This window comes from Muricoccus nepalensis, from assembly GCF_006438825.1.
Classification (GTDB): Bacteria; Pseudomonadota; Alphaproteobacteria; order Acetobacterales; family Acetobacteraceae; genus Roseomonas; species Roseomonas nepalensis.
In genome coordinates this window covers 36,991-56,059 of sequence record NZ_RCZP01000020.1, presented here as the reverse complement: position 1 = coordinate 56,059, position 19,069 = coordinate 36,991, and the positions used below count along the sequence as shown (strand labels likewise).

Below are 19,069 nucleotides of genomic sequence, written 5' to 3'. Positions count from 1 at the left end.
CTCAGGCGTCCGTCAGCAGGGAGAGGGGCGTCTTGCCGTCGCGGAGGGCCGCGTCCTTGAACCAGACTTCCCGGATGGAGAAGCCACCGTCGTCATTGCGTAGGGGGATGATAATGTCCACCGCATCCCCGATCATGTTGCCCAGGGTCTCGTCACCGATCAGCCCGCCGCCGGGGGTCGTCTTGCACAGGGTGAAGGCCCGTCGGAACGCCATGGCAGGCGTGTTGCCGTGGATGGTGGTAGGGGAGCCGGGATGCCCGGTGTTCACCGCGTTGAAGTAGACCCAGGCTGCCTCGCCCGTGCGGATCTCCTGCACCGGCACCAGGTCGGGCCGCATCCGGAGCGCGGCCACGATCAAGTCCTCCGCCGTCGCACCGCTCCCCCCATGCTGGTAGAGCAGCCGCACCACGTTCTCCTGCGGCAACTGCAGCTCCAGGCTGTCCTCGACAGTCACCACGCGCTTGTCCTTCGACACCGCGCCCATGAGGGACTTAAAGAGGTGCGTCTTGCCGCCTCCGGTGGCGGCGCAGAGCCAGATGTTCATCCGGACCCGCATGGCTTCCCGCAGGAAGCCCACAGCATCGCCCGCGTCGTACAGCACCAGCAGGCGCTCCGCGAAGCCGCGCTTCACCGCCTTGTCCTTGCCCCACTGGTTCCAGGCGCGGACATCGTAGTTCTGCGGCAGATCGTCCAAGGGGTCGACGTCGCTCCCGGGCCGCCGCCACGTCAGGCTGATCGTGCCGCCGGGCACCACCGGGGGCATGCACACCTGGAGGCGCAGCAGCTCCCCGCCCGGACCGGGCATCTCCGTGGAGAGCAGCGGCTTCTGCCAGGTCACGTCCTGGGAGCGCATGGCCCCCGCCAGCATGGCGATGGCCTCCAGCGCCTCGAAGTCCAGGTCTGGCATCTCGCTGCGGTCCCAGCCCCGACTCCGGCGCCACCAGACCTCGCCTGGCCTGTTCAGCGCGACCTCCTGCGTAGTCGGGTCCGTGAACATCGCCCTCATGGGCTGCATGGCGTGATCGAGCAGCGGCTTCGCCGGATGGACATAGGCGTTCATCGGGCGCTCCTCAGCTCGTACACGCCGCTGAAATCCAGGTCCCTTGCCACGAAGACCATCTCGGCTGTCCCCTGGGGTGAGGTGCCGAACGGAGGAATGTTCACGGTGGCATCCAGCGCACGGGTGGCGGCGCTGCGCCCGCTGCCCTGCAGCTGGTTGAAGTTGATGCGCGTGCCGCCGCCATCGGGCTGCGTGGCGTTGGAGGCGGCCAGAGCGGCGGCCTGCAAGCCAGCGTCCACGAAGGACAGCATGATCGCGCCGCCGAAGCGGGCCCAGAAGTTGGTGTTTACCTCGACGGCGGTTCCGTTCCGCCCCAGGGCATCGGTGCCGGGGCTGGCCAGATCCACCACCACCCCGTCCGGGGTGCGCGCCCGCGACCAAAGGATAAAGGCGCGGTTCTGGCCCTGCTGCATCTGCCCCTTGATCTCGCCGGTCAGGACCGTGCGCCGGGGAAGGAGGGTGGTGTTGCCCGAGGCGCTGAGAACGTCCTGTGAGACGGTGCAGCGCACGAAGCCGCCGAGCTGGGTGTTGATGGCCGTGTCCCTCGTGCAGGGAATGACGTCGCCCAGGGCGATCATCAGGTCCGGGTTCTTGAGCCGCCGGGCACGGGCCGCCGGAGTGCGCGTGGCGCGCAGGCGGGCGGCCATCCCATCTTCCGGGTCCTCGTCATCGTCGCGAGCAGCGGCAGCGGCAGCGGTGGCGGTGGCGGTGGCGGTGGCGGCGCGGGCTTCCTCCCGCTCCTCAAAGGCCATAATGCCGGAAGGGCGGGGACGCTGGCGCGGAGGAGCTTGGCGCACCCGCTCACGCGGCTCCTCGTCCCGGAGGGGAAGGGCAGCGTTCGGCATCGAGACGGGCTGCGCGACCTCGACCGGGGGCAGGGCGATGCGGCGCTCAACACCGGCCGGACCGCTGCCACCGCCGCCCGCCGGAACCGTCTGTTCCTTCTCGCGCGTGCCGCTGCCCATCCAAAACAGGAAGATGAACATCACCAAGCCGCCGAGGACGATGGCCACCTTCTTGACGGGCGACAGCGGGGGCGTGCCGCCACTGACGGACGGCGTCGGCAGTGAGGGAGGGGACTGCGCGCCGCTCACGACGCGCTGCCCCGAGGCGCCAGCACCACGTCCGGCGAGATGGTGCGCGTGCCGGTGGCCTGCCCAACCCCGTTATACCCGCGGTTGATCAGGCAAAGCATGGCTTCTCCGGCACGGAGAATGATGCGGGGCGTGTAGTCGTGCACCACCACCCAGCCGTCCTCGCCGGGGGTGCTGTTGACCAGCGCCTCGCGTCCGTCCGGCAGGACGGTGAAGATGCTGGAGGCCTTCATCACGCCTGGGAAGCGCATGAAGGTCTGTCGGCCGTTGTCGCAGATCTCCGCCGGAGCCAAGCCGCGCGAGGCCGCGTCCGCACCGCGCCCCACCCAGCGGAAGTTGGCACCAGGGGTTGAGGCGCATGGCGCCGCCTGGACCTGCCGCAGACGGGTCTCGGCCGCCCGCCGATCCCGCTCCGCGCGCCGCTCCTGCCACGCTGCTTGCCGGGTGACGGTCTCGGCCGCCACGTTGCGGAGGCGGACGCTGAAGAAGGCATCCGTGCCAGCTGGTGCCGGGCGGAGCTCGAAGCGATACGGAGGCTGCGCCTTCCCGTCCACCTCCGACATGAGGAAGAGCGGCTGCGGCACTAGGTCGCCGTCCGGCTTGATGATGGCCACGTTACCGCGTCGGGCCACCGACAGGTTGCCGTCCGTGGTGCCGGGGTCACTGTCATCGGCGCCGATCGAGGCCACCACCCGGCGGCGAGGCTCCCCCAGCCGCATGGTGCTGTTGTCCGAGGTGGGGATGGCGACCACACGCTCATTCGCCGGCAACTCGATCGTCAGGGCGGCGCCGCGCTGGACGTAGAGGACGATTACCCGGTTTGGGCTGGCGACGGCGCAGCGCACCCGTGGATCGCCGGCGCCGTCGCAGGGCTCGGGTGGCGTCTGGGCCAGGGCCGAGGCGGAGAGGGCGGCCAGCGCCGCGGTAGCGAGCAGGGCAGCGCGGATCATGGCGTGGCTCCTTCTTCCATCGCCCGATAGGCCGTCACCTGAAGGCCCATGGGGTTGTAGGTGACCTGTTGGCGGGCCGGGACGGCGGCGGCCTGGCGGAACCAGATCTGCGACACGGCGGCCTTCTCGCGTGGCGGCTGCCCCTCGGTCTGGGTGATCACGCGATACCGGACCTCGTAATAGTCCGGCACGCGGCCGACGCAGGTTTCGTCCCGGCTGGCGCGCGAGCACGTCAGAACCTCGCTCACATGCCGCAGCCGAACGATGGTGCGCGTGCCGTACCGGCGGCCGGGGCTTTCCGGGTTCTTCGGGTCCACGCCCGCCTCGTATGCGCTCCACGTCGCCTTGTCGGACAGGATGGAGACGATGTTGCTATCGTCCCCGAACGCCGGGGCCATGAAGCCTTCCCGGGCTCGCACGTAGAGCCAGAGCGTGGAGGCGATGGTGTTGTCCCGCGCCGAGGTCGGCAGCTCATCCCGCCGGATCGAGGTGGTGTAAGTGCCGTCCTGCTCGATGTGGACGAACACCGGGCGGATCTCCTTGAGCGGCAGCAGCGCGACCAGCGCCGCGGCCTCCGCCACCGCCACGAAGCCCACGACACCGATGGCGAGCCGCAGGGTGCGCCGGGCGGACTTCTCCTGGCCCAGCGCCTCCTCCTGCCGCGCGAGGTTCCGCGCATAGGCGGCGCGGCGCTCCTCCGGCGGCAGCAGGGACACCGCCTTGTCCGGCGTGAAGACGGCACGGGCCTCCTCCTCGTCTGACGGAAGCCCAGCCGGGGTCATGCCGTCCATCAGCGCAAATCCTCGGCGGTGGGGGTCCAGAGCCCGGCGTTGAGGGCAAAGGGCTCGCCCTTGCAGGCCACGGGGGCGTCCTGGCCGGAAGCGCAGGCGCCCAACAGCCCCAGCAGCGCGATCACTGCGAGGCGGGGAAAGGTGAGCGGCATGGGGGACGTGCTCCTAGGAGCCAACAGGGTTGGGGGAGGCTGTCAGCCTTGTGGGGGATGGTGAGCGGTGGCAGCGTTGGCGCTGCGGATGCCGCTGGCGACGCCCTTGGCGTAGGCCTTGGCGCCTGCTGCAACGCCAGTCGCAGCCAGACGCCCGCCCGCGCTGAGCATTCCCGCCGCGACGGTGGTTCCAGCGCCGGCGCTGCCGCCTATGGCGGAGTAGAAAGGCAGGCCCAGCATCACGCAGCAGTTCACGAAGTCCCAGGCGACGATCCGGAAGAGGCCGTTGACGGCTTCCTCAATCCCGGCGCCCGCGCTGGCGGCGGTCTGCTGAACCCAAAGGATGGTCCCCGCGAGAACCACTTCCGTCAGGATGGTGCTCATCAGCGACCAGATGGCGAGCGACACCAGCTTGCCGAACCACGCCTGCACCAGGTGGCGGCTCCAGTCGAAGATGGCAGCGATCATCAGGAATGGACCGGCGGCCAGCAGCAGGGCGGTGGCGATGCGCGCCACCAACCAGAGCACGAAGCAGAAGCCCGTGAAGACAGACATGAGCGCGCGGGCAATGGAGATGCTGGTGGCTTCGCCCATGTGCCAGGGCATCGAGAGACGGCGCTGCGCCTGCGCCACGACATTCGCCGTAGCCTCCTCCACCTTGTCGAACCGCTGCGCCGCGGTGGTGGTCACGCCACCGCCTTGGATGCCGGACGCAACCAGGGTGGGGATCGTGTTCCAGAAGGGCTCCCGGAAGTACGTGTTGTAGTTAGCGACCTGAAGCACCGTGAGGACCACGAGCGCGATGAAGACGCGCCGGACGACCCACCAGACGTTGAGCCGCATCGTCCAGAGGAGGACGGCGGCCAGAGCAACAAGCACCATCATGGCGGGCCGCAAGTAGGTCAGGGAGGCCGCGGCGCCCGCCGAAATGGCGCGGTCCATCGCCCCGACAATCAGGCCATCCGAGAAGGTGCTATATTGCTCGTACATGGGCGGTCAGAGCCGGCTGCACTGGCTGCCGGCCAAGCGCCGGCCAGCGGGCTCCATGCAGGCGCGCCGCAGTCCGTCGCGCACGATAGGGCTCTCAAACATGCCATCCGTGCTTGAGGGCCGGCCCAGGCGCTCCTGATAGGCCTTGGTCTCGGCCCGCTCCGCGTTCCCGCAGATAGCCCGGCGGCCGAGCCCCACGTCATTGTGGCAACGCTGGAGCATCTCACGGCGCGCCGCCGGGTTCGCGGAGAACCAGGCCACGTCGTACTCAGCCGAGCGCGCGGCCGGCGCGCAGGTCTGGACAGCCAGCACGACGCCGGTGACCACCAGACCGGTGATGATGAAGTCCTTGAACGGGTTGAGCATCACCAGCCTCCCAGAGCACCAGCGGTGCGGTTGATCTGCTGATCGAGATCCCGGCGGCGCATCTGCTCCGCGCGCTGGGCCGTGACGCGTTCCTCGGCCGCCAGCAGGGTCTGCGCCTGCAAGAGCTGGGTCTGCTGCGCCTGGAGCTTGTTGGCCGCGAGCTGGATGCCGCCGACATGGGCCTGAACGGCGGTGCCGTCCGGCTGGGCCTCGAGTTCCGCCTTCATGGCATCGAGCGCGTCAATCTGCTCCTCGATGTCGGCAATGTTCTGCTCGACCATGGCCTTGATGTGCGCCGTGGACCTTTCGCGCCGCTCCATCTCCCGCTGCCAGTCATCCTGCGCGGGAGAGGCGTAGAGGCGATCCGCCTGCATCTGGGCCTCGGCCGAGCCCCAGGAACCCTGGCCGCGAGCGCCGTTCATGGCGACACCGGCCCGAGGCTGGGTGTACCGGCTCAACCCGCCGATCGCGCTGGAGAGGCCCTGGATGGAAGTCGTGTGGGCAATGGAGTTGTAGGTCCGCTCCAGCATGGCGAACTCCTGCCGGAGCTGCTCCACGGTCGCGATCGCTTGCGCCAGGTTGGACACGTCGATCACGGGAACGCCCGCCGTGTGGCCGCTCTGCGGCGGCATCAGCAGCGAGAAGGCGAGGAGGGCGGTGGCGGCCGTCTTTTTCATGGGCCCAGATCCTCAGCGATAGGCGGGATGGCCGCCGCCGTAGCGGCCGGCCGGGGTGTAGGGCTGCTGGTAGCCGCCACCCGGGAAGCCATAGCCACGGCGCTCAACGCCAGGCTGGCCGTAGTCGCGGCCGTCCTGGCAGGCAGCGAGGGTAAGGGCCGCCAGGGCGGCCAGTAGGGCGCACCTCATTCACCGCCTCCAATCTCATCAAGGCGGCGCCAGAACACTGGCAGCCAGACGGCCGGGTCCTTGCCGTGGTTGCCGATGCAGTCCGCCATCAGCCAGAGCGTGCCCCTGCGGCCAGCGCGGGCGGACAGCGTGGCGATGTGGTGGGGCAGGGCGGACAGGTCCGACACTAGGCGCACCGCGTAGTTCTCGCGCATGAGGATCTTCGACTTGGCGCCGACCATCATGTCTCGCGACACGGCGCGGTGGATGCGCGGGGTGGCCCCGAGGCGCCGATAGAAGGCCCATTCCGCGTCCGGGTTCGGGTAGAGCACCTTGGTTTTGGTCTGAGCGATCACCGCCGGCCCGATCGGGTGCTCCAGGATGTGCTCCGGCTGCTGCACGGCAGCGTCGAAGGACAGATCAAGCTTGCGGCCCGTCAGCAGGAAGTCCTCAAACCCCTTGGCAAACCGCATCTCGAGCTGGTCCCCGACCATGCGCGCCGGCGGCAGGTAGGACCGCGCCTCGTCAGCATGGACGATCACCCGGCGCGTGCCGGAGAGGAGGCCCGTGAGGTACAGCATGTAAGCCGCCATCGGCGGCATGACGTTCGGATCCGACATGACCGCCGTGGGGTCGACGCTGGCGAAAGGGGCGTCGAGGTCCAGCAAGTCCTCCTCCCCGTCAAAGGCCCAGCCGAGCGCGCCGCCGCGGCACCAGGCGTCGAGGCGAGCGCCATCGCCCACGGCGTTCTCGTGGTCCAGGAACTGGCGCACTCCGGCGATCGTGCGCAGCGCGGGCGGCTGGCGCATGACGAAGCCGATGCCCTTGGTCAGGCGCCGGGTGTTGGATGGCTCCAGGGCGCCCCGGCCGTCGGCCATGATCAGGCCCGAAATGAACTCGTGCAGCCACGCCCGGTTGGCCTCGGTGTTCTCCAGGCGCTTGAGCGGAACCGCGCCGCTGTCCTCGCCCCGGCGGATCTTGGCGACAGGCCCGCCCATGGCGCGGACCATGATTTCGTTTCCGGCGTCCTTGTCGAAGAAGAGCTGCGTGCCGCCCCGGCCGCCCACGAAGGGATCCAGGAAGACCGCCTCCATGGCCATGTCCAGCGTCTTGCCCGAGCCCGTGGGCCCGACGCGCAACCGGTGCCCCACGTCCCGGAGGTGCCAGGGCACGTCATAGGCGGTGCTGGCAACCGTTCGGGAACGGTAGATGGGCGAGCCCCAATGGTGCTTCACGTCGCCCTTCGGATGGGCATGGCCCGAGGACATGGCGGCGAAGGCCACGGAGGGGATGTCGCCAGCGCGGGCACGCAGGTAGTCTGGCGAGCCGGGGATTTGCGCCCAGAAGGCCGCCTCGCACCCGATGTCCTCGGCCGTGAGGACGGCGCCGGCATTGGTCAGCGCGGCGCGGGTGGTGGCCACCGCATCGGCCAGATCGACATAGCGGTCCACGTGGATTGCCACGCTCCAGAGGTGCGAGCCGGTGACGTGGGCACCGCGGGAGACGGCGTCCATAGCCTCCTCGAGCTCCAGGCGGGTGGAGACCGCGGTATCGCCCGCGTTGTCCATGTGCCGGGCCTTCTGCGCCAGGCGGTCCCCTGCTTTGGCCCGCCCCGTGAAGATGAAGGAGTTCGTCAGCACCACCCGGCAGGGCAGGCCCAGCAGCTCGTCAAACATCCCGACTTGGTACCGCGCGGGGTAGATCCGGAAGCCGAGCATCATGCCGTGCGGCTTCGCCTCGTCAGGCACGCCAGGGAGATCAACCCGGAAGCCACCGCGGCCCGTCACGATCCGATCCGTGTAGATGGCGGCGCCGAGATCGCCGGGCTCCGTCACGGGCACCGGGCTCCAGCGCCCGTAGAGCACCATCCGGTGCGCCTCCGCGATCTCGGAGAACACGATGCCACCGGCGACGCGCTCGCCCAGGCGACGAGGGCCGAAGGCGTGCAGCGCCCGCATCACGGCGCGGACCTTGTCGTTCAGGATGGAGACGCGGCGCTCGAGCGCCGGGCCAGCAGCCCGGGCGCGGGCATGGTCCGCATCCCTGGGCGGCAGGCCGATCTTCTCCCGCCAGCCTCCGATCCCCGCCCGTGGCCGGACGGCAATGGTGATGAACCAGGAGGTTGAGCGCAGCCCGCCCAGGCACTTGCCCTGATAATCGCGGGTCAGAGCCGCCCCGTAGAAGGTGCGATGAGCGGCCGGGCCAGGGCCAGCGAAGGCCGGCACCGTGTCGTGCTGCACCATGTGCTCGCACAGCACGACGTCATCGTCCGCGATGTTGCGGATTAACTCGGAGCGCAGGGCGTGCTGGGCGTTCTGCGCAGCATTGCCTGCCATGTCGAAGGGGAAGCCTTGGGCCTCGACCACGGCCACCACCGTGCCGTCCTGCGTGAGCACCACATTGGAGGCGATGTGCCCGAAGTGCCTGACGTAGCGCGTGCCCTCCCGTTCGCTGAGGGCGACGGCACGAGCGTCATACATGGCCGATGCCCCGGATGAGGCCGCGACGGTTCTTCGGGTGCAGAGGGAAGTGGCTGACCGTGCTGCCGCCGTAGGTGTGGCTGTCCAGCGAGCGGCACGCCGTCTGGATGAAGGTCATGAGCACGTTGACCGCGTACCAGTCGTAGGAGACCCAGAGGCGCAGCGGCAGGCCGATGCAGGCCATGACGATTAGGCCGGCAGCGATGCCCTGGAGCCCCGTGAGGGCCATGGCGATCTGCACCCCCACGAAGCAGAGGGGCACGGCGGCCAGGAAGGGCAAGCCGATCCGGGGCACCATCGCCGGGCGCGTCGGGCCGAGCGGGATGATGCCGCGGGTCAGGTCGACCTCCTCAGCCGCCTGCATCTCAGAACCCCAGGAAGCCGATGATGGTGGTGATGTTCGCCAGCAGCAGGCCGCCGGCCAGCACGCAGCCGATGAACATTAGCGAGAAGCGCAGGAAGAACAGCGCCACGGCGATAGCGGCGACGGCGAGCATGGCGATGCCGCGCGCCGGCCCGCTGATGAACCAGGTGGTTCCCGTGGTGAACGGGTCCGCACCCTGCGCCAGCGCCAGGTCGGGGAGGGCTGCGAAGCCGACGAGGGTCAGCACCGCGAGCGGCAGATGCCGCCGGACGAGGGGGAGATACTTCATTCGGGGGTTCCCATGGCGATACGACCACGCAGGAGGACAGGCCCGTCATCCCGGGCCTGCGGTGAGACCGGAGCGACTGGCGCCGGGCAGCGCGCCCACACGTCCCAATCCGGCAGCGAGCAGGCGGCTCGCGTGGCGATGGCGGCGGATGAGCGAGGGGAAGGCGCCGGCGCAGGTACCTCGGCGCCGTCACGGGCACGGAGAGCGGGCACCACGCGGCGCTCGAATTGAACCCGGACCCGGGCGGCATAGCCGTTCGGCACAAAGCGGCCCGAGTTGTAGCAGTGGAGGGCAGCGTCCAGCCGGTCCTGTTCGGCCAATTGCGCCGGAGCTCGGTCGTAGCAATCGGCCAGAACCTCGATGCCCACGCGGGCCGCGGTGCACGGGTCGAAAGCAGCGGCGAGCGGCAGGCCGCGCCGCCGGAGGTGCCCAGCCCGCAGGTTCAACTGCATGGCGCCCATGTCGATGTTCGTGATGCCCTGGGCGCTCAGCGCCTCAACATAGGCCGTCGCCTCCTGCGCGGAGCCGAAGCGCCGGGACAAGATGGAGCGGCCCGCCTCGTTCACGTTCACCGCATAAGGATGAAAGCTGCTCTCGGCGGCGACGACCGCGGCCAGCAGGGGCGCCTCGCTGGTCGCGACCCCGCAAGCCGGCGCCAGTGCGAGGAAGGCGGCGACAGTCAGTGCCCCGCTCATGCGAGCACACTGACGCTGGAGACGGGCCGGGGCAGTCCGCCGATGTGGTTAGTCCGGCGTGCCGATCCCCAGGCACGCGAGGCGCGGGTGGCCCTCAGGGTAGACGACGACCGGGCCGGTATAGCCGAGGCCGACGAGGGCGCGACGGAGCGCCCGGAAGTCTGACCAAGAGCGCGAGCCCTCATGGCGCCGCATGGCAATGGGGCGATACCCGAGCTCGGGCTGCCAGGAACACCGAATGTGCGGCACGTAATCCCCGGTAGCAGCGAGTTCGACAACCACCACGCGCACAAGGTGCCCGCCGGCTGCGATATGCCCGGCCATGTCGGCCAGCGAGGTACCTCTATCCCGTAGCAACGACTCACCCACCACCTCAGTAGTGGTCGCACCGTAGGGAACGAATCCCGCTGTTGGAAGCGGCTCGGGCAGCACTTCGATTGCAGCGCTCCCCATAGACCCCCCTCGCGCATCGTCTTGGTTCCGCCTTCCACACGTTTTCGGCGTCTGCCGACCTCCGCTACCCGGGAGGCGAGTGCAGGCTAGTGGAACGCATGTTCTGACGGAAGTTACGAAATGCACGTTTGCACTAATTGTAATTTTCGTCAGCTGGGGAGACGCTGGAGTAGGCTTGCCCCCCATAGGGCGCTCGGTCTGCTCCGGGGAGAGCAGAACCTCACCTACGGATGACCCACATGGGCGTTAAGCGGCCGTCGTTGCGTGAGCTGTGTCCGCTGTCCACCCAACTCGGCGGTAGCCCCAGCCAAGGAGGCCAGCTCCGCCCCGACCCGAAGCGGACCCACATCAACCCCGCTTCCGAGCCGCTGATCTGACGCGCCAAGTACGCCCCACCCTCGGTGGCTCAGTGATAAAGACGATCTCTGGTGGCCGGGCCGGTCGCAGGGCACTGTGTTGGTAACATGACTAAAACAGCCAACCACGCGACCGGATTGGACCTTGCCCCTGCTGGCCGGTGGGACCGGCGGGTAGCGCTCGCCGTGGTGCTGCTCTCAGCTTTCGTCCTCGCGGTCGTCGCGCCGATGGCGGGACAGCAGTGGGGGGCAGCGCCCGCCTTCATCCCCGCCTACCAGGCCGCAGTCGCAGTGAACGACCTCGTCACCGCCGCTCTCCTGCTCGCGGCCTTTCGAGAAGCGCGACGGCCGTCCCTCGGCCTCCTCGGGGGCGCCTATCTCTACACCGCCTTCCTCGTCGTCGCGCACACGCTGAGTTTCCCGGGCCTCTTCGGAGCGGGAAGCCTGATCGGCGGTCCGCAAAGCACCGTCTGGCTTTGGCTGGCCTGGCATGTGGCGCTGCCGGTGGTCGTTATCGTCCATGCGCTGCGGCGCGACGCAGGGGGCGTCGCGCTGTCGGGGCGCACTCCAACGACGGTCCAGGGGATGGTGCTCGCGGCGGTGACCTTCGCCGGCGGCACGGTCGCGCTCGCCACCCTTGGGCACGACGGCTTGCCAGCGCTGCTGGAGGGCAACCGCTATATCCTCGGTGTAACGCAGCCCGCCCTTGCCCTGCCGCTTGTCCTCAGCCTTGCCGCCCTCGCCGCCCTCATCGTCCGTACCCGCCTTCGTCGCGCCCTTGACCTCTGGCTCGCGGTGACGATGGGCGCCTGGGCCGTCGAGATCCTACTCAGCGCCGTCCTCAACTCCGGCCGTTTCCAGGCGGGCTTCTATGTCGGGCGCCTCTACGGACTGCTCGCCTCCTGTACCGTCCTGGTGTCGCTCCTGCTGGCGACCGCCGCCCTCCACGGCCGCCTCGCCCGCGCGCTCGCGGGTGAGAGGGACGCGGTTCGCATCGCGCTCGACAGGAGCGAGGCGCGCTACCGCCTCATGGTCGAGAGCGCGCGGGGCATCGCGATCGTCACCCTCGACGCGGACGGGATCATCACCGGCTGGAACGTAGGAGCCGAGGCGATGATGGGCCACACGGAGGCCCAGGCGCTCGGCCGGCCCGGCGCGATCTTCTTTACGCCAGAGGACCGCGCCGCGGGCGCGCCGGAGGCGGAGATGCAGAGTGCGCGGGACGAGGGGCGCGCCGAGAACGAGCGGTGGCATCTCCGGCGCGACGGAAGCTGTTTTTGGGGCTCGGGCCTCGTCATGCCGCTCGCGGACGGCACTGGCTACGTGAAGGTCTTTCGCGACAGGACCGCCGAGCACGACGCGGTCGAGCGGATGCGAGAGAGCGAGGGGCGGCTCCTCGCACTCGTCAAGGCTTCGGCGCAGGTCTTCTAGACGACGGACGCGGCGGGCCGCATCGTCGAGGACAGCCCCTCGTGGCGCGCCTATACGGGCCAGGAGACAGCGGAATGGCTCGGCTTGGGATGGCTTGACGCGGTATACCCTGACGACCGGGACCATACCGTCGGGGCGTGGCATCGCTCCACGGCGGTAGGAGAGTCCTACGAGGTGGAGTACCGCCTCTTCCACGCTGCCTACGGCGCTCATCGCTGGACCCTCGTGCGCGCCGTACCGCTCAGCGGTGCCGATGGTAGGCTGCGCGGGTGGGTCGGAATGAACACTGATGTCCACGATCGCCGCGTCGCGGAGGAGCGACAGACCCTCCTCGCGCGCGAGGTGGACCACCGCGCGAAGAACGTCCTCGCCGTGGTGCAGTCCATCCTGCGCCTGACGCGCGCGCCCGACATCCGTGCCTACCGGGAGGCCGCGGAGGGCCGCGTCGCCGCGCTCGCTCGCGCCCACACCCTTCTCGCCCACGACAACTGGATCGGTGCGGGGCTGCGCGCCATCCTTGCGTGTCCGCCGTCAGGGCTCATGAGACAGGCGGGGATGGTTGAGGAAAGGAGGGTTTCCGGCTCATCGTAACCGCCAGGGAACGAGCCATGAGCCAGAAGCCAGCGACACCGAACGCGAAGGCGCCCGCCGATCGGGTGGTGCGCGACATCCGCCGTGCGACCCGCAAGCACTACTCGGCTGAGGACAAGATCCGGATCGTGCTGGAGGGTTTGCGGGGGGAGGAGAGCATCGCGGCCCTATGCCGCCGCGAGGGCATCGCGGAGAGCCTCTACTACACGTGGTCCAAGGAGTTCCTGGAGGCGGGCAAGCGCCGCCTGGCCGGGGACACGGCCCGGGCGGCCACCACCGACGAGGTCAAGGAACTGCGCCAGGAGGCGCGCAGCCTCAAGGAGGTGGTGGCGGAGCAGGCGCTCGAGCTGCGGCTACTCAAAAAAAGTTTGATCGCGGATGAGGACGGCCGCGAATGAGGTACCCCGCCGCCGAGAAGCTCGAGATCATCCGCCTGGTCGAGGGATCACACCTGCCGGTCCGGCGCACCCTGGAGCGGCTCGGGATCCCACGGGCGACCTTCTACCGCTGGTATGACTTGTACCGGGACGGCGGTCCTGAGGCGCTGGGGGACAAGCCATCCCGACCGGACCGGGTCTGGAACCGCATCCCCGACGCGGTGCGATCCCGGATTGTGGACTTGGCGCTGGAGGCGCCCGAGCTGTCCCCGCGTGAGCTCGCGGTGCGGTTCACCGATCAGGAGCGCTACTTTGTCTCGGAAGCTTCCGTCTATCGCCTGCTCAAGGCGCATGACCTGATCACCAGCCCGGCCTTCATCGTGGTCAAGGCAGCCGAGGAGTTCCACACCAAGACCACGGCACCGAACCAGCTCTGGCAGACGGACTTCACCTACCTGAAGGTGACCGGCTGGGGCTGGTTCTATCTCTCCACCGTGCTCGACGACTTCTCCCGGTACATTATCGCCTGGAAGCTCTGCACCACCATGGCGGCCGCCGACGTCACCGAAACACTGGAGGCAGCACTCGCTGCCTCCGGCTGCGACTAGGCAAAGGTCCTGCACCGGCCGCGACTGCTCTCCGACAACGGCCCCTGCTACATCGCAGATGACCTGGCCAAGTGGCTCGACGAGAAGCGCATGGAGCACGTCCGCGGCGCTCCCTGCCACCCGCAGACCGGGGGCAAGATCGAGCGCTGGCATCAGACGCTGAAGAACCGGATCCTGCTCGAGCACTACCTCCTGCCCGGCCACCTTGAGGCGCAGATCGAGGCCTTCGTCGAGCACTACAATCACCAGCGCTACCACGAGAGCCTGCAGAACCTCACCCCGGCCGACGTCTATCTCGGCCGAGGGCAGACCATCCTGCTCGAGCGGGAACGCATCAAGCGCCAGACCATCCAGCAGCGGCGCTTGCTGCACCAACGTCAAGCCGCCTAACGTCAACAACCAGATGCGCCGGAGCCTCCACTAAGCCAGCACCCTCTCTGTCCCAAAGCATTCGACGACGGACAGTGCGGTGAGCGCGTCCGCCAGCTGCTGGAGTGTCGAGGCGCCGGCGCGGCGGGCCGCATCAAGGTAGGGCATAACCTCTTCCGCGCGCCGCCCTGCGGCCGAGGACCATGCGTCACGCGCGCCGGCTGCTGTCTCGCTGTCGCCGGGCCGGAGTTGCGGGTTGCCGAGCCGGATCCCCCTCGTCTTCGCCGCCGCGAGCGCCGCCTTCGTCCGCGCCGAGGTAGCGCGCGCCTCCTCCTCGGCGACCAGGGCCATGACGCCGATCGTGAGGCGGTTGGCGTAGGGCATATCGGCGGCGACGAACTCGACGCCCGCTTTTTCGAGGCCGAGCAGGAAGTGGGCGTCGCGGGCCAGGCGGTCGAGCTTGGCAATCAGCAGCACGCAGCGCCGAAGGCGGCATTTGGCCATGGCGAGGGCAAGCTGGGGGCGGTCACCCCGCCGGCCGCTCTCCACTTCCTCGAAAGCCGCGAGGACGGCCCCACCGCAGCCTGCGGCGTGTCGGGCGACTGCTTCACGCTGAGCGTCGAGGCCGAGGCCGGAGCGGCCCTGCTTGTCGGTTGAGACGCGGTAGTAGGCCACGAAGCGCGGGCTGGCGGAGGCGGGGGAGGCGGTCATAAGGCCTCGATCCTGCCCCTGGCGCTCCGATTTCGCAATCTGAAAAGACGGTTTGGACTGCCAAACAACCATCTGTTTTACATGGCCTTTAGTGAGCACGCGTGAAGCTGCGTTGCCCATCACCGGTGCGAGACCCGCTTGACCCATCTCCAGACCACGATGCACGCTACGACCAGGCCGAGCCCGCCCCCGATCGACGTCCCGGCCGGTCCAAACACCTTGGCGCCCACCAGCGCTGCGCTGAGAACGATTGCCGCAAAGAGCAGGACCATGCCCCATTTGGCGGCTCTCTCAAGGGCGTGCACCGGTCCAGTGCGCCCAACGGTAGCCCCAGGCGATCCTGGAACGGGCCGACCCGGCTACCATGCGGGAAGCGTTGCCGGGAAGGATTCGTCAGTCAGTCCGTTGAACCCTATCAGATCGCGTCCGATGTTGGTTACGGTTGGAACGCCAAACCGGCTGCCGCCATGCCAAAGGTGCACGCCGCGACGCAGCTCCTCGAGGAAGGCATCCGCATTCTCGTGAAAGTTCGCGTACTCCGCGAGATCCAGGCGCAATTCCTGTGCGGGGCCCCGATCAGCCAGCGTCAGCAGCCCGGCTTCCCACGCCTGCAGCAGCGGGAATAATTCAGGCAGGCGGGCCTCAGCCCGGCTCCGAGCTGAGGCAAGGTTCGCGCGCGCCTCCCGCCAATCCAGGCGGAGCGGTTCCACAAGGAACTTCTCCGGGTCCGCGAAGGCAGCGCGAATTCCTTCCTCCCAAGGACCACTCAGGTCCTTCTCCCGTAGCAACGCGATCCAGAACAGCGGCAAGCCGTTGTTGCTCGTTAGCCAAGCAACATCCTTTTCGTCCTCTTCGACCAGGATAGGCAGATTGGAGCCGCGAAGCTCCAGGCACACACGGTTCCCCATAGAGGGGGACAGGATCACGTCGTCCTATGGCGGTCCACAAGTTCAAGGCCGAACTCTAGTTCCGATGGAAACCAGACATCGGCGCACCGCTCTTCAAGGAGGGCTTGGCGCCTAACTCGGCTGTTCGGAAGGCAAGGCCACTCACCCCAAAGCGGCCATGGCCCTCAAAGCCTAGCCAGCAAGAAGGTCAGAACAGCCAGGCAATGGCGGGGAGTACCACAGTCTCCTGCATGCAGTCTTGCTGACCGCATGGCAGCACCTTGACGACTTCTCCCGACGCTGGAACGATCACGGTGTGATCCACCGCTATGCCAAGCCCGCGACGTCGAAGAAGTGCCTCGCAAGGGGCACCCCGGTTCGTCGCGCTCGGTAAGTCGTAGCGCAACAGGATCAGGTTGAACCCCGCCGGTTGGACGGGGTCACCTTCAGGTCCCGTCTCCGGCACAGGAGGCGGACATCATGGAAACGAACCCCTCGATACCGAACGGCCTCTGGCTGCCGCTCATCACGCCGTTCCGCGACGGCATGCTGGACGAGTCCTCGCTGCGCAGGCTGGTGCGGCACTACGCCTGCGAGCCGATTGACGGCTTGATCCTTGCAGCCACAACAGGTGAGGGCTTGACCCTGGACGAAGAGGAGGTCGAGCACCTCGTCGCCATCACCGCAAAGGAACTGACCGCGGCCGGGCGGCGCCTGCCTCTCTTCCTGGGCCTCTCCGGAAGCGACACACGCAAGCTCGCGAAGGCCCTGGGGCACAGCGCGGCGTGGCCGCTGGACGGCTATCTGATCGCCTGTCCCTACTACACGCGGCCCTCGCAGGAGGGGATGATCCGCCACTTCTCCACCCTAGCTGACGCTACGGCCCGGCCAATCATGATCTACAACATCCCCTATCGAACCGGCGTGAACCTCGGCAACGCGGCCATGCTGGAGCTTGCCGCACTGCCGAACATCGTTGGCGTGAAGGATTGCTCGGCCGACATGGCGCAGTCTCTCGACCTGCTCCGCCGCAAGCCACCCGGCTTTTCCGTGCTGACCGGGGAGGACGCCCTGTTCCACACCATGCTCGCCGGGGGTGCGGACGGCGGGATCACCGCCTCCGCACATGTCGGGGCTCGCGCTTTCGCCACCGTGCGCCACCTGTTCCGCGACGGTGACGCTCCCGGGGCACTGGCCGCCTGGCACAGTATCTGCGAACTGCCGCGGCTCCTGTTCACCGAGCCAAGTCCCGCGCCGATCAAGTATTGGCTCTGGCGCGCCGGGCTGATCGACACCCCGGAGGTGCGGCTGCCGATGCTCCCCGTGAGCGATGGGCTGGCCGCCCAAATCGATCAGCAGATGGAGCGGTTCTGGATCCTGGCTCCGGAAGGATCGCGCCCGTGAGACTCCTGTACCTCGCGTCCTCCCCTACGCCCGCAAGACAATGGTCTGCGCGCATGAGCTTGGGTTGCAGGACGAGCTGGAGGTCGTCTCGGTCGAGACCAGCCCCCTCCGGTCCAGATCCGAGGTCAACTTGGCCAATCCTCTTGGGAAAGTGCCGGTCCTGCTGCGGGAGGACGGCCCGGACCTCTTCGACTCTGCCGTCATCTGCGAGTACCTCGACAGCCTGGTTGCCGGCTCGAAGCTCTTCCAGCAGGCTGGGGAGGAGCGGTGGCGCTCCCTGCGGATGCATGCCCTTGCGGACGGCCTGTGCGACGCGGCAGTCGCAGTCCGTCGCGAGCGAAATCGACCGCCTGGACTGCAATGGCCAGACTGGGAACGAGCCCACCTTCGCAAGCTCAGTCAGACCTATGACTCGCTCGAGCGGGACTCGGTGCCCCCTGACAGCCCTGTCGAGATCGGCCAGATCGCGCTGGGAACGGCACTCGGCTGGATCGAGTTCCGCACCATTGGCGACGACTTCCGTCGGGGACGGCCGCGCCTTACGTCATGGTACGAGGCGTTCCGGCAACGCCCCTCCATGCTTGCCACGCCGGTATCGGACTGACGACGAAGGGCTGAGGGCCGCCCGGCCTGGGCCTTTGCTCGATGGCTACTTTTCCGCACGTCGCGCGGAAGAGCGGCCGGTCGCCTCCTGGCCAAACTTGACCGGTTGCATGGTTGGGCACGAGGGGCCGGTTTGGGTCGCCTGCCGCGGCAGCTTTCCAGGCCGGGGCTAGCGCCGGGGAGGGTGGACAGCAGACATAGACGCGCAGCGCTACGACTGCTGCTGTGCGCCCATGTCGGCTATAGAATTGCAGCAGGCGCTGTCCCGAAAGCGAACATTTCATACGCGCCTGTTACGTAGACAGTCGCACAAAGCGCAGTCAGATCGTCGGTACCTCTGAACTGTAAGCGCGGCCACGAGGCCCATGTTCCGGCGCGGGCGGTGAATGTGCTGGTTCGGCATGGGGCATGGGGCTTCGAGCCGGCATTATGGTCGACATTAGCGATGACACGAAGGACGGCGGGTATCGGCGGGTAGAGGTTCTGACGGGACCTGGTCGTCGACGGAAGTGGTCGGACGACGACAAGGCCGGATTGTCGAGGAGACGCTGCAGCCCGGCACAGTGGTGGCTGACGTAGCGCGGCGCTGGCAGGTCAGTTCACAGCAGGTGTTCACGTGGCGGCGGGAGATGCGGCGTGCTGGGGTCGTACCGCTGGAGTTCGTGCCGATTGTCTCGGAGCCCGCGCCTGTCGTGCCCGAGGCGGCGGCTTCGCCAGCAGCAGGTACGCCGCCGTCGATCGAGGTGAGGCTCGCCGGTGCGGTACTGCGCGTAGCGCCTGGTACGGACGGCGAGCTGCTGACGAGGGTGTTGCGGGCGCTTCGGGCATCCGTGGCATGATCGCGCCACCAGCTGGCGCGCGGATCCTGCTGGCGACAAAGCCTGTGGACTTCCGCAAGGGCGCGCACAGCCTGGCGGCGCTGGCTGCCGAGGTGCTTGGTGCCGATCCTTTCTCGGGGGCGGTGCTGGTGTTCCGCTCGCGGCGCGCCGACCGGATCAAGATCCTCCTCTGGGATGGCAGCGGCCTGGTCCTGATCTGGAAGCAGTTGGAGGGCGGCGCGTTTCGCTGGCCGGCGGTGGTGGACGGCATGGTGCGTCTGACGCCAGTGGAGTTCGCCGCGCTGTTCGACGGGATCGACTGGCGACGCGTTCAGGCGGTGCGGGAGATTCCCACGCCGAGTGCGCCCGCATAAACTCCGCGGCA

21 protein-coding genes and 2 pseudogenes are annotated in these 19,069 nt (G+C 68.3%); 8 read left to right on the top strand and 15 right to left on the bottom strand.

Annotated features, from left to right (window positions below):
- Position 1: 1 nt before the first annotated feature.
- The 13 genes from EAH89_RS18165 to EAH89_RS18110 are packed head-to-tail and all read right to left on the bottom strand — an operon-like array spanning position 2 to position 10,076.
- The gene (locus EAH89_RS18165; RefSeq protein ID WP_140885129.1) at positions 2–1,060 is read right to left on the bottom strand and encodes an ATPase, T2SS/T4P/T4SS family; all 1,059 of its coding nucleotides are present in this window, start codon (positions 1,058–1,060) and stop codon (positions 2–4) included.
- A complete protein-coding gene (locus EAH89_RS18160) occupies positions 1,057–2,154 on the bottom strand; it encodes a TrbI/VirB10 family protein (RefSeq protein WP_161993662.1) in 1,098 nt (365 codons plus the stop codon). The genes EAH89_RS18165 and EAH89_RS18160 overlap by 4 nt, the downstream gene beginning before the upstream one ends.
- A complete protein-coding gene (locus EAH89_RS18155) occupies positions 2,151–3,104 on the bottom strand; it encodes a TrbG/VirB9 family P-type conjugative transfer protein (protein ID WP_140885127.1) in 954 nt (317 codons plus the stop codon). The genes EAH89_RS18160 and EAH89_RS18155 overlap by 4 nt, the downstream gene beginning before the upstream one ends.
- Positions 3,101–3,895, bottom strand: a complete 795-nt coding sequence (locus tag EAH89_RS18150; RefSeq protein ID WP_140885126.1) for a VirB8/TrbF family protein — start codon at positions 3,893–3,895, stop codon at positions 3,101–3,103. Before EAH89_RS18150 ends, EAH89_RS18155 begins: the two co-directional genes overlap by 4 nt.
- On the bottom strand, positions 3,895–4,047 hold the full coding sequence (locus EAH89_RS18145) for a type IV secretion system lipoprotein VirB7 (RefSeq protein WP_140885125.1): 153 nt from the start codon (positions 4,045–4,047) through the stop codon (positions 3,895–3,897). Before EAH89_RS18145 ends, EAH89_RS18150 begins: the two co-directional genes overlap by 1 nt.
- 42 nt (positions 4,048–4,089) lie before the next feature.
- A complete protein-coding gene (locus tag EAH89_RS18140) occupies positions 4,090–5,037 on the bottom strand; it encodes a type IV secretion system protein (protein WP_140885124.1) in 948 nt (315 codons plus the stop codon).
- A gap of 6 nt (positions 5,038–5,043) precedes the next feature.
- On the bottom strand, positions 5,044–5,403 hold the full coding sequence (locus tag EAH89_RS18135) for an EexN family lipoprotein (protein ID WP_140885123.1): 360 nt from the start codon (positions 5,401–5,403) through the stop codon (positions 5,044–5,046).
- Complete coding sequence (locus EAH89_RS18130) at positions 5,403–6,080, bottom strand: type IV secretion system protein (RefSeq protein ID WP_140885122.1); 678 nt, start codon at positions 6,078–6,080, stop codon at positions 5,403–5,405. The genes EAH89_RS18135 and EAH89_RS18130 overlap by 1 nt, the downstream gene beginning before the upstream one ends.
- Positions 6,081–6,092: 12 nt before the next feature.
- A complete protein-coding gene (locus tag EAH89_RS31395; RefSeq protein WP_161993661.1) occupies positions 6,093–6,269 on the bottom strand; it encodes a hypothetical protein in 177 nt (58 codons plus the stop codon).
- Positions 6,266–8,728: a VirB4 family type IV secretion/conjugal transfer ATPase gene (locus EAH89_RS18125; RefSeq protein ID WP_140885121.1), complete on the bottom strand. Its 2,463-nt coding sequence runs from the start codon at positions 8,726–8,728 to the stop codon at positions 6,266–6,268. Before EAH89_RS18125 ends, EAH89_RS31395 begins: the two co-directional genes overlap by 4 nt.
- A complete protein-coding gene (locus EAH89_RS18120; protein WP_140885120.1) occupies positions 8,721–9,092 on the bottom strand; it encodes a hypothetical protein in 372 nt (123 codons plus the stop codon). The genes EAH89_RS18125 and EAH89_RS18120 overlap by 8 nt, the downstream gene beginning before the upstream one ends.
- A 1-nt stretch (position 9,093) precedes the next feature.
- On the bottom strand, positions 9,094–9,381 hold the full coding sequence (locus tag EAH89_RS18115) for a hypothetical protein (protein ID WP_140885119.1): 288 nt from the start codon (positions 9,379–9,381) through the stop codon (positions 9,094–9,096).
- Positions 9,378–10,076, bottom strand: a complete 699-nt coding sequence (locus EAH89_RS18110) for a transglycosylase SLT domain-containing protein (protein ID WP_140885118.1) — start codon at positions 10,074–10,076, stop codon at positions 9,378–9,380. Before EAH89_RS18110 ends, EAH89_RS18115 begins: the two co-directional genes overlap by 4 nt.
- Before the next feature lie 917 nt (positions 10,077–10,993).
- Here EAH89_RS18110 and EAH89_RS18105 point away from each other — a divergent pair.
- The 4 genes and pseudogenes from EAH89_RS18105 (at position 10,994) to EAH89_RS18095 (ending at position 14,282) form a co-directional block, all read left to right on the top strand.
- Positions 10,994–12,316, top strand: a complete 1,323-nt coding sequence (locus tag EAH89_RS18105) for an MASE4 domain-containing protein (RefSeq protein WP_140885117.1) — start codon at positions 10,994–10,996, stop codon at positions 12,314–12,316.
- A 15-nt stretch (positions 12,317–12,331) separates the two neighbouring features.
- Positions 12,332–12,625: pseudogene (locus EAH89_RS33140) on the top strand (PAS domain-containing protein); the annotation flags it as partial.
- A gap of 33 nt (positions 12,626–12,658) precedes the next feature.
- Positions 12,659–12,907, top strand: a complete 249-nt coding sequence (locus EAH89_RS33135; protein WP_277753856.1) for an HWE histidine kinase domain-containing protein — start codon at positions 12,659–12,661, stop codon at positions 12,905–12,907.
- A gap of 17 nt (positions 12,908–12,924) precedes the next feature.
- Positions 12,925–14,282, top strand: a pseudogene (locus EAH89_RS18095) (IS3 family transposase).
- A gap of 30 nt (positions 14,283–14,312) precedes the next feature.
- Here EAH89_RS18095 and EAH89_RS18090 read toward each other — a convergent pair.
- On the bottom strand, positions 14,313–14,972 hold the full coding sequence (locus tag EAH89_RS18090) for a recombinase family protein (RefSeq protein WP_140885115.1): 660 nt from the start codon (positions 14,970–14,972) through the stop codon (positions 14,313–14,315).
- A 359-nt stretch (positions 14,973–15,331) separates the two neighbouring features.
- Positions 15,332–15,898: a hypothetical protein gene (locus tag EAH89_RS18085; protein WP_140885114.1), complete on the bottom strand. Its 567-nt coding sequence runs from the start codon at positions 15,896–15,898 to the stop codon at positions 15,332–15,334.
- A gap of 441 nt (positions 15,899–16,339) precedes the next feature.
- Between EAH89_RS18085 and dapA the strand changes: the two genes are divergently transcribed.
- The 4 genes from dapA (at position 16,340) to tnpB (ending at position 19,058) form a co-directional block, all read left to right on the top strand.
- Complete coding sequence (gene dapA, locus EAH89_RS18080) at positions 16,340–17,263, top strand: 4-hydroxy-tetrahydrodipicolinate synthase (protein ID WP_140885113.1); 924 nt, start codon at positions 16,340–16,342, stop codon at positions 17,261–17,263.
- Positions 17,190–17,867 (top strand): glutathione S-transferase family protein, encoded by a 678-nt coding sequence (locus EAH89_RS18075; RefSeq protein WP_140885112.1) that lies wholly within the window; start codon positions 17,190–17,192, stop codon positions 17,865–17,867. Before dapA ends, EAH89_RS18075 begins: the two co-directional genes overlap by 74 nt.
- 508 nt (positions 17,868–18,375) lie before the next feature.
- Positions 18,376–18,705 carry an IS66-like element accessory protein TnpA gene (gene tnpA / locus EAH89_RS33480; RefSeq protein ID WP_140885111.1) on the top strand — a complete coding sequence of 110 codons (330 nt, stop codon included), beginning with the start codon at positions 18,376–18,378 and terminating at the stop codon, positions 18,703–18,705.
- Entirely contained in the window at positions 18,702–19,058 is a 357-nt protein-coding gene (gene tnpB, locus EAH89_RS18065; protein ID WP_140885110.1) for an IS66 family insertion sequence element accessory protein TnpB, read from the top strand. Before tnpA ends, tnpB begins: the two co-directional genes overlap by 4 nt.
- The last annotated feature ends 11 nt before the right edge of the window (positions 19,059–19,069 follow it).